At 60.2% G+C, this 14,972-nt stretch carries 8 protein-coding genes; 3 read left to right on the forward strand and 5 right to left on the reverse strand.

The features are described from left to right. Positions 1-66 precede the first annotated feature (66 nt). Positions 67-387 (forward strand): hypothetical protein, encoded by a 321-nt coding sequence (locus BK670_RS01610; RefSeq protein ID WP_123448335.1) that lies wholly within the window; start codon positions 67-69, stop codon positions 385-387. A gap of 169 nt (positions 388-556) precedes the next feature. Then, a complete protein-coding gene (locus tag BK670_RS01615) occupies positions 557-1,396 on the forward strand; it encodes a 23S rRNA (adenine(2030)-N(6))-methyltransferase RlmJ (protein WP_007915674.1) in 840 nt (279 codons plus the stop codon). A gap of 129 nt (positions 1,397-1,525) precedes the next feature. On the opposite strand, the gene msrA is transcribed toward BK670_RS01615, so the two are convergent. From msrA to aceE, 5 genes are all read right to left on the reverse strand, one after another. Continuing rightward, entirely contained in the window at positions 1,526-2,191 is a 666-nt protein-coding gene (gene msrA, locus BK670_RS01620) for a peptide-methionine (S)-S-oxide reductase MsrA (RefSeq protein ID WP_123448336.1), read from the reverse strand. 210 nt (positions 2,192-2,401) lie between these two features. Further along, positions 2,402-5,098: a putative bifunctional diguanylate cyclase/phosphodiesterase gene (locus BK670_RS01630; protein ID WP_123448338.1), complete on the reverse strand. Its 2,697-nt coding sequence runs from the start codon at positions 5,096-5,098 to the stop codon at positions 2,402-2,404. Positions 5,099-5,352: 254 nt separating this feature from the next. Beyond that, the gene (locus tag BK670_RS01635) at positions 5,353-6,750 is read right to left on the reverse strand and encodes an alkaline phosphatase D family protein (protein ID WP_123448339.1); all 1,398 of its coding nucleotides are present in this window, start codon (positions 6,748-6,750) and stop codon (positions 5,353-5,355) included. A gap of 275 nt (positions 6,751-7,025) precedes the next feature. After that, positions 7,026-8,990 carry a dihydrolipoyllysine-residue acetyltransferase gene (gene aceF, locus BK670_RS01640; RefSeq protein ID WP_102899482.1) on the reverse strand — a complete coding sequence of 655 codons (1,965 nt, stop codon included), beginning with the start codon at positions 8,988-8,990 and terminating at the stop codon, positions 7,026-7,028. Positions 8,991-9,001: 11 nt separating this feature from the next. Next, positions 9,002-11,647, reverse strand: a complete 2,646-nt coding sequence (aceE, locus tag BK670_RS01645) for a pyruvate dehydrogenase (acetyl-transferring), homodimeric type (RefSeq protein ID WP_123448340.1) — start codon at positions 11,645-11,647, stop codon at positions 9,002-9,004. Between the two features lie 384 nt (positions 11,648-12,031). On the opposite strand from aceE, the gene glnE reads away from it, so the two are divergent. After that, entirely contained in the window at positions 12,032-14,971 is a 2,940-nt protein-coding gene (gene glnE, locus BK670_RS01650) for a bifunctional [glutamate--ammonia ligase]-adenylyl-L-tyrosine phosphorylase/[glutamate--ammonia-ligase] adenylyltransferase (protein ID WP_123448341.1), read from the forward strand. The last annotated feature ends 1 nt before the right edge of the window (position 14,972 follow it).

Consider the following 14,972-nt stretch of genomic DNA (forward strand, 5'->3'; position numbering starts at 1 on the left):
CTGCCACCCAAACCTGTAGGAAGGTGCGTTGGCTGCTCAACGTTCATCAATCATGGAGATAACAAAATGACGACTTTGCATCCCGATCCACCCTACGAAAAAATCATCCCCCATCCCGACAATCGCTTCATGGCCCTCACCGGCAATTGCAGCGACATGCCTACCTTGTTCATCGACACCCACGTCCCCTCCGACATCCTGATGGACGCAGCCAACCACCGCATCCGCACCGTCGTCCAAGTGCTGGAAAACCTGTGCATGCGCGGCTCGATCGAGTGCGACTCAATGATCCTCAGCGACTTCGCCCAGCTCTGCGTGATTCCATTACGTGATGGGTGTGATGTACTCGATGTCATCGGCAAGCGGTTGCGCGCGATGCCTTCCTGAATTTTCAGGAGCAAGATCAAAAGATCGCAGCCTTCGGCAGCTCCTACATAGAATCCCCTGTAGGAGCTGCCGAAGGCTGCGATCTTTTGACGTTGAGGCCCGCTCGGCTGCGAACCCCTGACTTGCCGCCCGGTAAAAGGTAAACTTTGCGCCCTTCGCAGGAGCAGCCATGAATTATCGTCACGCCTTCCATGCCGGCAATCACGCCGATGTGTTCAAACACCTGACCTTGACCCGCCTCATCGCCCTGATGTCGCGCAAGGAGCAGCCGTTTGCCTATCTCGACACGCACGCCGGCATCGGTCTGTATGACTTGCAGGGTGATCAGGCCAACCGTACCGGCGAATACCTGGAAGGCATCGCGCGCTTGTGGGATCAGCCGGACCTGCCGGCGCTGACCGCCGACTACATGAAGGTGCTGCACGAGATGAACCCGGACGGCCAGTTGCGCTATTACCCGGGTTCGCCGGAGCTGGCGCGGCGTCTGACCCGCCCGCAGGATCGGGTGATGCTCAACGAGAAGCACCCGGAAGACGGCGTGCTGCTCAAGGACAACATGGCCGGCGATCGTCGGGTAAAAGTGCATCTGGGCGAGGGCTGGCACGTGGCGCGGGCGATGTTGCCGGTGCAGGAGAAGCGTGCAGTGATGCTGATTGATCCGCCGTTCGAACAGCTCGACGAGATGCAGCGTTGCGCGGCGTCGTTGAAAGAGGCGATTGGCCGCATGCGCCAGACCGTGGCGGCGATCTGGTATCCGGTAAAGGATCAGCGTGCGTTGCGTCGGTTCTATCAGGATCTGGCCGGCACCGGTGCGCCGAAGTTGTTGCGCGTGGAACTGCTGGTGCATCCGCTGGATACGCCGAACAGCCTGAACGGTTCGGGCATGGCGATTGCCAATCCGCCGTGGGGGCTGGAGGAAGAATTGCGGGAGCTGCTGCCGTGGTTGTCGAAGAAACTGGGGCAGACCCAGGGTGGCTGGCAGATGGATTGGCTGATTGCCGAGAGCTGATCAACGGCAAGATCAAAAGATCGCAGCCTGCGGCAGCTCCTACACGGTTCGGCGTCGTCCACCTATGTGCGGACAATCACTGATCTCCTGTAGGAGCTGCCGAAGGCTGCGATCTTTTGCTTTGAGGATTTAATTGCCTGCCAGGCTCGGTGGCATGCACACGCCGGTGCCGCCAATCCCGCAATAGCCTTCAGGGTTCTTCGCCAGATACTGCTGGTGATACGCCTCGGCGAAGTACACGGTCGGCGCCTGTTCGATCTCGGTGCTGATTTCGCCCAGACCTGCTTTCGACAGTTCAGCCTGATACACCGCTTTACTCTTCAGCGCCGCATCCAGATGTTCCGGCGAGGTCGCGTAGATCACCGAGCGGTACTGCGTGCCGATGTCGTTGCCCTGACGCATGCCCTGCGTCGGGTTGTGCAGCTCCCAGAACATTGCCAGCAGCTCTTCGTAGCTGACTTTGGCCTTGTCATACACCACCAGCACCACTTCCGCGTGGCCGGTCAGGCCCGAGCAGACTTCTTCGTAGGTCGGGTTCGGCGTGAAACCGCCGGCATAACCCACGACCGTGCTGACCACGCCTTCACGCTGCCAGAAGCGGCGCTCGGCGCCCCAGAAGCAACCCAGACCGAAAATCGCAAAGTCGACGTCCTGGAAAAACGGGCCAAGCAGTGGGGTTTCTTCGAAGACGAAGTGCTTTTCAGGCAGGGTCATCGCGGTTTCGCGGCCGGGCAGAGCTTGTTCTTTGGTCGGGAGCACGTTTTTGTTCACCAGAATTTCCGAGCGCAGAACCATGATCGTTCCTCTCAGTCAGGTTGGATGTAAAAAGTCAGACCGCCAGTGTGCCCAATGATGCCCGGTTTCGCACTATTCAAATGTGGGGGCGACGGTGCGACGATTCGACCTGCTCGCGAAAGCGGTGTGTCAGGCGACGATGATGTCGACGGCTATAACGCCTTCGCGAGCAGGCTCGCTCCCACAGAGGGGGGCTTCGACAGATGGGATTTAGAGGCAGAGCGGGCCGCGCGGGTAGCGTTTGAGTGCCTGGATCAGTTCGTTGCCCGGGATCGGCCGGTCGAACAGGTAGCCCTGGCCGACGTCGCAACGGTGTCGACGCAGGAATGCCAGTTGCTCGGCAGTTTCGATGCCTTCGGCCACAACCTTGAGTTTCAGGTTGTGCGCCATGGCGATCACCGCCGAGGTGATTTCCATGTCGTCCTGGTTGTCGGGGATTTCGTGGATGAAGCTGCGATCGATCTTGATGATGTCGATCGGGAATTTCTTCAGATAGCTCAGCGACGAGTAGCCGGTACCGAAGTCGTCCATGGCCAGCGTCAGCCCGAGACGCTTGAGTTGATCGAGCTGCAAGTGGGTGTCTTCGGTGGCTTCCAGCAGCAGGCCTTCGGTCAGTTCCAGTTCGAGCAGATTGGCCGGCAGCGCTTCTTCCTTGAGGATGTTGGCGATGGAGGCGACCAGATCCGGGTCGGAGAACTGTTTCGGCGAGAGGTTGATCGCCACCTGCAGATTACCCAGGCCGGCGGCGGTCAGCGCCTTGCTCATGCGGCAGGCCTGGCGGGCGATCCACTTGCCGATCGGAATGATCAGGCCGGTTTCTTCGGCGACGCTGATGAACTGGTCCGGGCGGATCATGCCGCGCTCCGGGTGATTCCAGCGCAGCAGTGCTTCCATGCCCAGCAGACGACCGCTGCGCAGGCACAGCTTGGGCTGGTAGAACACGTCCAGCTCGTTCTGGGTCAGGGCGCGGCGCAGGTTGTTCTCGACGAACAGTTTGTAACTGGCCTCGGCGTTCAGTGCTTCGGTGAAGACTTGCACCTGATGTTTGCCGTTGGCCTTGGCTTTGTGCAGCGCCAGACCGGCGTTACGCATCAGCGTTTGCGGATCGCGACCGTGCAGCGGCGCGCAGGCCAGGCCGACCGAACCGGTCACGCTGATCAACTGGTTGTCGACGAACATCGGCTTGTCGAGGGTGGCCAGCAACTGGTTGGCGATCTGCTGACCGGTGGCAAGGTCGGTGTCGTCGAGTAACACCGCAAACTCGTTACTGGCGAACCGCGCGAGGCTGCCGCTCGGGCTGAGGCTGTTGCGCAGGCGCCGGGCCAGACTGATCAGCAGTTTGTCGCCGGTCTGGTGACCGAGGCTGTCGTTGATCCGCTTGAAGTTGTCGATGTCCACCAGCAGCAGGCTGATCGGCGTGTCGCTGTCGCGGGCGAAGCGTTCGTCCAGATTGCGGATAAACGCCGGCCGGTTGCCGAGGTTGGTCAGGTTGTCGGTGTAGGCCAGTCGCTCGATGCGCTGCTGCGCCAGTTTGGTCTGGGTGATGTCTTCGTAGATGCCGATGTAGTGCGTCAGTTCGCGGTTGTCGCCGTAGACCTTGGAGATCGACAACTGGCCCCAGTACGGTTCGAGGTTTTTCCGCCGGCTCTTGAATTCGCCCTGCCAACTGTTGCTCTTGGCCAGCGCCGAGGGCGCGTCGAACAGCAGTTCACTGAGGTTTTCCAGGGCTGGCAGCTCGGACAGGCGCTGGCCGTGGACTTCTTCGGTGGTGTACTGGGTGATCGCGGTGAAGCTCGGGTTGACGTATTCGACCACGCCGTCGCAATTGACCAGCAAAAACGCGTTGGCGCTTTGCTCGACCGCACGCTGGAACAGATGCAGGGCGCTGGTGGCGGTACGACGGTTGTGGTTGTTGATGACTTGCGCGAATTGATCGGCCAGCTCGCCGGCAAAAGCGATTTCATCGGACAGCCAGGCGCGGGTGGCGCCGGTCTGCTCCAGACAGAGCACGCCGACCACCTGGCCGTCGACGCGAATACTGGCATCGAGCATGGCGTTGACGTCGCGCGGGCGCAGGGCCTCAGCCATCTCCCGGGTGCGTGGGTCGCGAATCGCGTTGTGCGCATCGATGGCGCGACTGCCGTGCAAGGCATCCATGTAATCCGGAAAGCCGCTGATGTCGATCACGTCCGGGAGGATGTATTTCTGGGTCGCGCGGTGGTACGCAGAGATCGGCAGCAGACGCTGGCCTTCAAGGTTCCACAGGCTGGCGCAGTCGGTTTGATAGATATCGCAGGCGCAGCGGGTGATCAGTTCGGCGGCTTCCTGCAGCGAGTTGTGGCTGCTGTAGCGCTGGCGGGCCAACAACAGGATCAGATCCTGTTGGGCGCGCACTCGCTCAAGGTGCTGCAGTTGCTCCTGCTGGGCGCGCTGATTGAGCTCAAGGGCGATTTGCAGGCGCGAGTTCTGGGTTTCGAGGTCAACGGAGGGGGCGGGTGGCGCTTCGTCGAAGACCTGATCGACCGCCAGCAGATAGCCGCGCAGCAGATGACGGTTGTGTTGTTTGTAGGCTTCGCCCAGCTCCAGGATGCTCAGCGCACCCGCTGCCGTGTGCAGGGTGTAGCGCACCAGATAATGCGGGCTGACGGTCAGTTGTTGCTGGATCGCGTCGTGCAGTTGATAACGCGCTTCCGGTTCCATCAGGCTGGCGTAGGGTGAGCCGACCAAGGCACAAAGCTCTACAGCAGGCTGACCGAACTGGCGTTCACAGTTGGGATCTAGAAACAGCATGGCCCAACTGGCTTCATTCAAGCGCTCGAAACGCAGCATGCCGAGCCGCGAGGGCACAGGCAACTGCGTCACTACCTCGGCCGCCATACGGCTGGCGGCATCGGGTTGGCTCTTCATGAAGGGAACTCGCTTGGAAATATGCTGAACGCGCCGGGCTCTCGCCCTCTTTACTGTTGCCTGCGGCAAGGTTGCATCATTGCGGCACCGACTGACAAGAGACATGAAGGCCAAGTGCTATAAGAATATGTCGGCCGCGTCGGGCATTTCTCCAGCGCCTGTCAGAAAAGAGCAAAAGATCGCGGCCTGCGCCAGCGCCTACAGGGGGATGCGTCCCTTGCAGGCGCTGGCGCAGGCTGCGATCTTTTCAGCATTCAACGCAATTTCAGGCCAATCGACTGCAGCCGTTTCCCATCCCGATCATGGTAATTGACCAAAATCTGATCAGCCTCGACCACCACATGGGCGAAATTGTCTTCACTCACCACCGCGCTGGTCAGTTCATGCCGATAATCACCCGCCGCCGTGCGCATCAGCGGCTGATCGAGCATGAATGTGGACGCTTTGGCATACGGCAGCAGTTTGCTGTTGCACAGCGGTGAGGACACCACCGTGTGGACTTCGAAGTCCGGGTCTTCGCTGTGCGTCAAACGAGCGGTCAGCGAGCCATGCACGTCTCCGGAGATGAACACGACATTCTTGATCCGTCGGGTGCGGATGGTTTCCAGCAGGCGCAGGCGCTGCTCGGGAAAGGCCTTCCAGGCATCATCGCCGTGGAATTTGCGATCGGGGTAGAACATCACGCTGGTGACCACAAACTTGACCCGGGCTTTGCTATGGCTCAGCCATTTGAGCAAGGCCTGTTCTTGCGCTTCGTCGAGGATGCGTCGGTCATCGGCAGACAAGTTGCGGCGTGTGCGACTGTCAGTGACAAACCATTCAATATCGCCGTCGCTGAATTGATACCAGTAATGCTCAAGTGTCGAGTGATCTATTTCGCCGTTAGTTGTCAGAGGATGTGCCGGACTATGACTGGCCTGATACAACTCATAGGCGGCCATGGCGTTACGGTATAAGTCGCCGTCGGACTTGCTGGCATTGGCGGGCCAGTTATCTTCGATTTCATGATCATCAAGAATCATGTAAGTCGAAGTGCCGGACATTAAGCGTTGAATGTTCGGTTGGGAAAACGCGGCGCGGTATTTGTTGAGGATGTCTTTGTATTCGCGATCCGGTGCGATCAGGTTCAAATCGTCCACATAAATTTGATCGCCGGTCATCAATACCGCGCTGATCGGTGGTTGTATACCTTCGATCACTTGATTGATGGACGCAAAGATCCGGTCACCCAGTTGCGGCAGGGAGGCGATGCCGGCGGTCATGCGCAGGTAGCGGCACGAGCCGACAATATAGGCTTTGGGTTGCAGGGGTTTGCTGGAGCGGGTGCGCAGTCGGTAGATCTCTCGCGGCCACTGCAGCGGCAACTCGGCAACGCTGTCCGGCGTATGCACCGGATTCATCGGGCTGAACCAGCCGGCCTGATATTCATATTCAGTGTCGGCACTCAAGTTGTTGAGGGCGAACACATGTGACATATCGCGTAATTCGCTCAGATGCGCGAAGTTACCTTTGGGCCATTGTTGTGTGCCAGAAACGCGATAGCGTACTCCGGCAAACACTCGTGAGTTTTTCAGGCGATCGCCGCGCATGAAGATGCGTGCATGATGAGTTGTAACGTGGCCGACAATCGGTCCGATAGTTGCTTTTAACATGTCGAATCCATTCGAATTAACTTGAATTAACAGAGTTCTACTAAGTTTTCTTAGTTGAGTTGGTTGCGCCTAGGTTAGTTGCGTATCGAATAAAAAAGATCGGTGCCAAGTCGACCAGGGTTGTGGCCGATGTCAGCGCGACGTGTGGGAAAAAGACGAGAGGGGTGTTTCTTCAGGCAAAAAAAGCCCCGCCAAACTGACGGGGTTGAGGTACGAGCGTGTGGCGCTCGAAAGGGTGCAGCAATCGGCCCTCCGTTGCCGGAGGGCCGATCGAGTTACAGCAGGATCGTGCGGATGTCCGCCAGCAGGCTGCCCAGACGCTGGGTGAAGCGTGCGGCAGCGGCGCCGTTGATCACACGGTGATCGTAGGACAACGACAGCGGCAGCATCAGTTTCGGCTGGAAGGCTTTGCCGTCCCAGACTGGCTGGATGGTTGCCTTGGAAACACCGAGGATCGCCACCTCCGGCGCGTTGACGATCGGCGTGAAGCCGGTGCCGCCAATGTGGCCGAGGCTGGAAATGGTGAAGCAGGCGCCTTGCATGTCGTCAGCGGTGAGCTTCTTGTCGCGGGCTTTGGCGGCCAGCGCAGCGGCTTCGGCTGCCAGTTGCAACAGGCTCTTCTGGTCGACGTTCTTGATGACCGGTACCAGCAGGCCATCCGGGGTGTCGACGGCGAAGCCGATGTTCACGTATTTCTTGCGGATGATCGCCTTGCCGCTTGGTGCCAGCGAACTGTTGAAGTCCGGCAGCTCCTTGAGCATGTGCGCGCAGGACTTGAGCAGCAGCGGCAGGATGGTCAGCTTGACGCCGGCCTTCTCTGCGACGGCTTTCTGTGCAACGCGGAAGGCTTCCAGCTCGGTGATATCAGCCGAATCGAACTGAGTCACGTGCGGGATGTTCAGCCAGCTGCGGTGCAGGCTCGACGCGCCGATCTGCATCAGACGAGTCATCGGCACTTCTTCGATTTCGCCGAAACGGCTGAAATCGACGACCGGAATCGGCGGGATGCCCGCGCCACCGGTTGCGCCAGCAGCAGCGGCCGGTGCTTCCTTGGCCTTCTGCATCATCGCTTTGACGTAAACCTGCACGTCTTCTTTGAGGATACGACCGTGCGGGCCGCTGGCGCCGACAGCGTTCAGCTCGACGCCGAACTCACGGGCCAGTTGACGCACGGCTGGGCCGGCGTGAACTTTCGCGCCCGGCTTGGCCGGTGCGGCGGCTGGAGCGGCAGCAGGTGCAGCGGCAGCCGGAGCAGCAGCGGCAGGTGCCGGAGCGCTCGGAGCAGCAGCGGCGGCAGCTGGAGCCGGGGCAGCAGCAGGGGCCGCGCCTTTGACTTTCAGCTTGAGGATCAGGTCGCCGGTACCGACTTCGTCGTCCAGCTTGATGGAAACGCTTTCCACCACGCCAGCGGCAGGCGACGGGATTTCCATGCTCGCCTTGTCGGATTCCAGAGTGATCAGCGACTGGTCGGCTTCAACGGTATCGCCCGCCTTGACCAACACTTCGATGATCTTGGCTTTGCCCGCCGAACCGATGTCCGGAACGTGGATATCCTGAACGCTGTCAGCAACCGGAGCGGCTGGCGCGGCTGCCGGAGCCGGCGCAGCGGCAGCGGCCGGTGCAGCAGCCTGAGCCGGAGCGGCAGCCGCAGGGGCCGCAGCACCCGCCACTTCCAGATCCAGAATCAGGTCGCCAGTGCCGACTTCGTCGTTGAGCTTGACGCTGATGGCCTTGACCACGCCAGCGGCAGGCGACGGGATTTCCATGCTCGCCTTGTCGGATTCGAGGGTGATCAAAGATTGATCAGCTTCGACCGTGTCGCCGACTTTGACCTGGATCTCGATGATCTGCGCTTTGCCCGAAGAACCGATGTCCGGCACGTGCACTTGCTGAACCGAAGCGGCAGCAGGGGCAGCGGCTGGCGCGGCGGCGGCAGGAGCGGCAGCCGGTTTGGCTTCAGCTTTTGCAGCCGGTGCAGCAGCAGGGGCAGGGGCCGCTTCAGCAGCGCCCTCGACTTCCAGCTCAAGCAGTTCGTCGCCTTCTTTCAGACGGTCGCCCAGCTTTACTTTCAGGCTCTTGATGACGCCGGCTTTCGGGGCCGGCACTTCCATGCTGGCCTTGTCCGATTCCAGGGTCAGGATGCTCTGGTCGGCTTCGATACGGTCGCCGACCTTCACAAACAGTTCAATTACTTCACCTTCACCGCTGCCGATGTCAGGTACGCGAATGAGTTCGCTCACAAAATGTCTCCTCAGCAGTCCAGTGGGTTGCGTTTTTCCGGGTCGATGCCGAACTTGACGATGGCCTCAGCCACGACTTTAGGTTCGATATCACCACGGTCAGCCAGTGCTTCCAGGGCTGCCAACACCACGAAATGACGGTCGACTTCGAAGAAATGACGCAGTTTCTTGCGGCTGTCGCTGCGGCCGAAACCGTCGGTGCCCAGGACTTTGAATTCCTTGGACGGTACCCACTGACGGATCTGCTCGGCGAACAGCTTCATGTAGTCGGTCGATGCGATGACCGGACCTTTACGGCCGTTCAGGCACTCTTCGACGTAGCTCAGCTTAGGCTTCTGGCCAGGCTTCAGACGGTTGCTGCGCTCTACAGCGAGGCCGTCGCGACGCAGTTCGTTGAAGCTGGTAACGCTCCAGACGTCAGCGCCGACGTTGAACTCTTCACGCAGAATCTTCGCCGCTTCACGGACTTCACGCAGGATGGTGCCGGAGCCCATCAGCTGGACGTGGTGCGCCGCATCGCGGGTGTCTTCTTCGAGCAGGTACATGCCTTTCTTGATGCCTTCTTCGGCACCGGCCGGCATGGCTGGCTGCTGGTACGACTCGTTCATCACGGTGATGTAATAGAAGATGTCCTGTTGCTCTTCGGTCATCTTCTTCATGCCGTCCTGAATGATCACCGCCAGCTCGTAGCCGTAGGTTGGATCGTAGGTGCGGCAGTTCGGGATGGTCGCGGCCAGCAGGTGGCTGTGACCGTCTTCGTGTTGCAGGCCTTCACCGTTCAGGGTGGTCCGGCCGGCGGTGCCGCCGATCAGGAAGCCACGGGTACGGCTGTCGCCGGCGGCCCAGGCCAGGTCACCGATACGCTGGAAACCGAACATCGAGTAGAAGATGTAGAACGGCAGCATCGGCTGGTTGTGGCTGGAGTACGAAGTACCGGCAGCGATGAACGAGCTCATGGCGCCTGCTTCGTTGATGCCTTCTTCAAGGATCTGACCTTTCTGGTCTTCCTTGTAGAACATCACCTGGTCTTTATCGACTGGCTCGTAGAGCTGGCCGACGGACGAGTAGATGCCCAACTGACGGAACATGCCTTCCATACCAAAGGTACGGGCTTCGTCCGGGATGATCGGAACGATGCGCGGGCCGATTTCCTTGTCCTTGACCAGTTGCGCGAGGATCCGCACGAAGGCCATGGTGGTGGAAATTTCACGGTCGCCCGAACCATCGAGGATGGCTTTGAGGGTGTCCAGATCCGGGGTCGGCACGCTGAAGCTCTGCGCGCGACGCTGAGGTACGAAACCGCCCAGGGCAGCACGACGCTCGCTGAGGTAGCGGGCTTCGGCACTGTTCGGCTCTGGCTTGAAGAACGGCAGGTTCTCCAGCTCTTCGTCCTTGACCGGAATGTCGAAACGATCGCGGAACAACTTCAGGCTGTCGACGTCGACTTTCTTGGTGTTGTGCGCGGTGTTCTTCGCTTCGCCGGCACCGGTGCCATAACCTTTGATGGTCTTGGCGAGGATGACGGTTGGTTGTTCTTTGTGGTTGACCGCTTCGTGGTACGCCGCGTAGACCTTGTACGGGTCGTGGCCGCCACGGTTGAGTTTCCAGATCTCGTCGTCGGACAGATCAGCAACCATTGCCTTGAGTTCTGGCGTGTTGAAGAAGTGCTCACGCACGAACGCGCCGTCTTTGGCTTTGTAGTTCTGGTACTCGCCGTCGATGACTTCGTCCATGCGACGTTGCAGGATGCCGTCGACGTCTTTGGCCAGCAACGGGTCCCAGAAACGGCCCCAGATGACTTTGGTCACGTTCCACTGAGCACCGCGGAACACGCCTTCGAGTTCCTGGATGATCTTGCCGTTGCCGCGAACCGGGCCGTCGAGGCGCTGCAGGTTGCAGTTGATGACGAAGATCAGGTTGTCCAGCTTCTCGCGGCCGGCCAGGGAGATTGCGCCCAGGGATTCCGGCTCGTCACACTCGCCGTCGCCCAGGAAGCACCAGACTTTCTGTTTGCCCGGCTGGATGAAACCGCGGTGCTCCAGGTACTTCATGAAGCGTGCCTGGTAGATCGCCTGGATCGGACCCAGACCCATGGATACGGTCGGGAACTGCCAGAAGTCAGGCATCAGCCAAGGGTGCGGGTAGGACGACAGGCCCTGACCGTCGACTTCCTGGCGGAAGTTGTTCATCTGGTCTTCGGTGATGCGGCCTTCCATGAACGCGCGGGCGTAAACGCCTGGCGAGGTGTGGCCCTGGAAGTAGATCAGGTCGCCGCCGTGTTCGTCGGTCGGGGCCTGGAAGAAGTAGTTGAAGCCGATGTCATACAGGGTCGCACTGGAAGCGAAGCTGGAGATGTGACCACCCAGGTCAGAATCTTTCAGGTTCGTACGCATTACCATGGCCATCGCGTTCCAGCGTACCAGCGAGCGAATGCGGCGTTCCATGAACAGGTCGCCAGGCATGCGTGCTTCGTGGGTTACCGGGATGGTGTTGCGGTAAGGCGTGGTGATGGCGTAAGGGAGCTGCGAGCCGCTGCGGGTCGCGAGTTCGCCCATACGGGTCATCAGATAGTGAGCACGGTCTTCGCCTTCTTTGTCGAGAACCGATTCCAGGGCGTCCAGCCATTCCTGGGTTTCGACGGGATCGAGGTCTTGCATGGCTTGCTCCAGGGCGGAAAGGCTTCCAGAATCGGTTGCCTGAGTTTGCGACTGGCCTTGTGGGCAGACGATTTAAAATTCTTGGATTGCCGATAGGTTGTTCCGGCGGCGTGTAGTTTTACTACAAATCTTCTGGCATTTCAGCCTTTCGAATGTATAGACGAGTAGTAAAACTACAGAAGAATGGCTTGTGGCCTCCGGCTGCGTTGTGAGAATAATCGTTAAGGTTGGTCTTTTGCCATCCGAAAAAGGTGAAACTTTGATGTTCGCTGCCAAAGAGAAAGAAATTTCAGCTATTTCTAACTTTTGTTCGACAGTCCTCCGGGTAGCGGCTTTTCGTCAAACACTACAAGCGGCCATTTACACGCCGATCAAGGATAGACCATGACCCTGCCCGTGCTTGCCGAACTGCCCGCCATTCTCCTGCCGTTGGTCACTCGATCCGAGCAGTCGTTCCGTACGGCCGTCGCGGCGCTGGAAGACGATCACGGCTTCTCGACCTGGACGCCAGAGCGCTGGGCGCAGTTCGCCCGCGTCACCGCCGCCAGCGAGTTTGTCATTGAACAGAGCGTTCGTGACCCTTTGATGTTGTTGTCGCTGGTGCAGTCCGGCGAGCTTGATCGGCCATTCGCGCCGGGTGAATTGTGTGCACAGATTGCTGCGGCAGTGAACGCTGCGCAGAGTGAAGATGAACTCGGTCGCGCCTTGCGTCGCCAGCGCGCCCGCCATCAAGTGCGGATCATCTGGCGCGATCTCACCCGCCAGGCCGATCTGGTGCAGACCTGCCGTGATCTCTCGGACATGGCCGACGCCACCATCGACCAGGCCTATCAATGGCTGTACAGCCGCCATTGCGAACAGTTCGGCACGCCGACCGGCCGCCGCAGCGGTCTGCCGCAGCAGATGGTCATCCTCGGTATGGGCAAGCTCGGCGCCGTCGAATTGAACCTGTCTTCGGACATCGACCTGATCTTCGCCTACCCCGAGGGTGGCGAAACGGTGGGCGTTAAGCGCTCGCTGGATAATCAGGAATTCTTCATCCGTCTCGGCCAGCGCCTGATCAAGGCCCTTGATCCGATGACTGTCGACGGCTTTGTGTTTCGCGTCGATATGCGCTTGCGCCCGTATGGTTCGTCCGGCGCGCTGGTGCTGAGCTTTAATGCGCTGGAGCAGTATTACCAGGATCAGGGCCGCGATTGGGAACGCTACGCGATGATCAAGGCGCGGGTGGTGGCCGGCGATCAGGTCGCGGGTGCGCAGTTGCTCGACATGCTGCGGCCATTCGTTTACCGGCGCTATCTGGACTTTTCGGCGATCGAAGCGCTGCGCACCATGAAGCAGTTGATCCAGCAGGAAGTGCGGCGCAAGGGCATGGCCGACAACATCAAGCTCGGCTCTGGCGGCATCCGCGAGGTCGAGTTCATCGCGCAGGCTTTTCAGTTGATCCACGGTGGTCGCGATCTGAGCCTGCAACAGCGTCCTTTATTAAAGGTGCTGAGCACGCTGGAAGGGCAGGGTTATCTGCCGCCGGCGGTGATCAGCGAGTTGCGCGAGGGCTACGAATTTCTGCGTTACACCGAGCACGCTATTCAGGCGATCGCCGACCGCCAGACCCAGATGCTACCGGATGGCGCTCAGGATCAGGCGCGTATTGCGTTCATGCTCGGTTTCGCCGACTGGGACGCCTTTCACGAGAAGCTGATGTTCTGGCGTGGCCGTGTGGCCTGGCACTTCGCTCAGGTGATTGCCGATCCCGACGAGGATGAAGGCGCCGAAAGTGAAGTGGTGGTCGGTGGTGAATGGCTGCCGCTGTGGGAAGAGGCGCAGGACGAAGAGGCGGCGTGCCGGCAGTTGGAGGAGGGTGGTTTCGCCGATGCCGGCAAAGCCCTGAAAGCGCTGGCCGGATTGCGCAGCAGCCCGCAACTGCGGGCGATGCAGCGGCTGGGGCGTGAGCGTCTGGACGCCTTTATTCCGCGTCTGCTCGCCCAGGCCGTGGAGCACGCCGACCCGGATCTGGTGCTGGAGCGGGTGTTGCCGCTGGTGGAAGCGGTGGCCCGGCGTTCGGCGTATCTGGTCTTGCTGACGGAGAACCCCGGCGCCCTGCGGCGCTTGCTGACGCTGTGCGCGGCGAGTCCGTGGATTGCCGAACAGATCACGCGCTTCCCGCTGCTGCTCGATGAGCTGTTAAATGAAGGCCGACTGTTCAAGCCGCCATTGGCGCCGGAACTGGCGGCTGAATTACGCGAGCGTCTGACACGGATTCCCGAAGACGACCTCGAACAACAGATGGAAGCCCTGCGCCATTTCAAACTGGCGCACCGTTTGCGCGTGGCGGCGTCGGAAATCGCCGGCAGCTTGCCGCTGATGAAAGTCAGCGATTACCTGACCTGGCTGGCCGAGGCGATTCTCGAGCAAGTGCTGGCCCTGGCCTGGCGCCAGACGGTGGCCAAGTACGGCACGCCGTTGCGCACCGACGGCACCTTGTGCGATCCCGGCTTCATCATTGTCGGTTATGGCAAGGTCGGCGGTCTGGAATTGGGGCATGGTTCGGATCTGGACCTGGTGTTTATCCATGACGGCGATCCGCAGGCGGAAACCGACGGGCCGAAGTCGATCGATGGTGCGCAATTCTTCACGCGGCTGGGGCAGCGGATCATTCACTTGCTGACGGCGCAGACCAACTCCGGTCAGCTCTACGAAGTGGACATGCGTCTGCGCCCGTCCGGTGCCTCGGGGCTGTTGGTCAGTTCGCTGGGGGCATTTGCCCGCTATCAGGAAAATGAAGCCTGGACGTGGGAGCATCAGGCGTTGGTGCGGGCGCGGGTGCTGGTCGGTAGTCAGGATGTCGGCCAGGCGTTCGAGAAAGTCCGCGCGCAGATCTTGGGCAAGGCGCGCGATCTGGCGAAGTTGCAACAGGAAGTCAGCGAGATGCGCGCGAAGATGCGCGATAACCTCGGCACCAAGAGCACTGCGGCCGGTACGGCGGCAAATGCCTTCGACGCCACGGCGCCCTTCGACCTCAAGCAGGACGCCGGAGGTATCGTCGATATTGAATTTATGGTGCAATACGCGGCTCTGGCGTGGTCACAAAGCCACCCGCCATTGCTGCGCTGGACCGATAACATCCGCATTCTGGAAGAGCTGGAACATGAAGGGCTGATGCCCGCCGAAGATGCCAGCCTGCTGCGCGAGGCCTACAAAGCCTACCGCTCCGCCGCCCACCGGCAGGCCTTGCAGAAGGACGCCGGGGTGATACCGGGCGACCAGTTCGCCGACGAACGCCGACAGGTTTTGCGGATATGGCGTGAGTTGGGGCTAAGCTAAG

The organism is Pseudomonas fluorescens (genome assembly GCF_003732425.1).
GTDB lineage: Bacteria > Pseudomonadota > Gammaproteobacteria > Pseudomonadales > Pseudomonadaceae > Aquipseudomonas > Aquipseudomonas fluorescens_BE.

Bases quoted from the DNA above. Each gene is read 5' to 3' on its own strand.
- msrA (WP_123448336.1), bottom strand. From the start codon at position 2,191: ATGGTTCTGCGCTCGGAAATTCTGGTGAACAAAAACGTGCTCCCGACC.
- BK670_RS01635 (WP_123448339.1), bottom strand. From the start codon at position 6,750: ATGTTAAAAGCAACTATCGGACCGATTGTCGGCCACGTTACAACTCAT.
- glnE (WP_123448341.1), top strand. From the start codon at position 12,032: ATGACCCTGCCCGTGCTTGCCGAACTGCCCGCCATTCTCCTGCCGTTG.
- BK670_RS01630 (WP_123448338.1), bottom strand. From the start codon at position 5,098: ATGAAGAGCCAACCCGATGCCGCCAGCCGTATGGCGGCCGAGGTAGTG.
- BK670_RS01615 (WP_007915674.1), top strand. From the start codon at position 557: ATGAATTATCGTCACGCCTTCCATGCCGGCAATCACGCCGATGTGTTC.
- aceE (WP_123448340.1), bottom strand. From the start codon at position 11,647: ATGCAAGACCTCGATCCCGTCGAAACCCAGGAATGGCTGGACGCCCTG.
- BK670_RS01610 (WP_123448335.1), top strand. From the start codon at position 67: ATGACGACTTTGCATCCCGATCCACCCTACGAAAAAATCATCCCCCAT.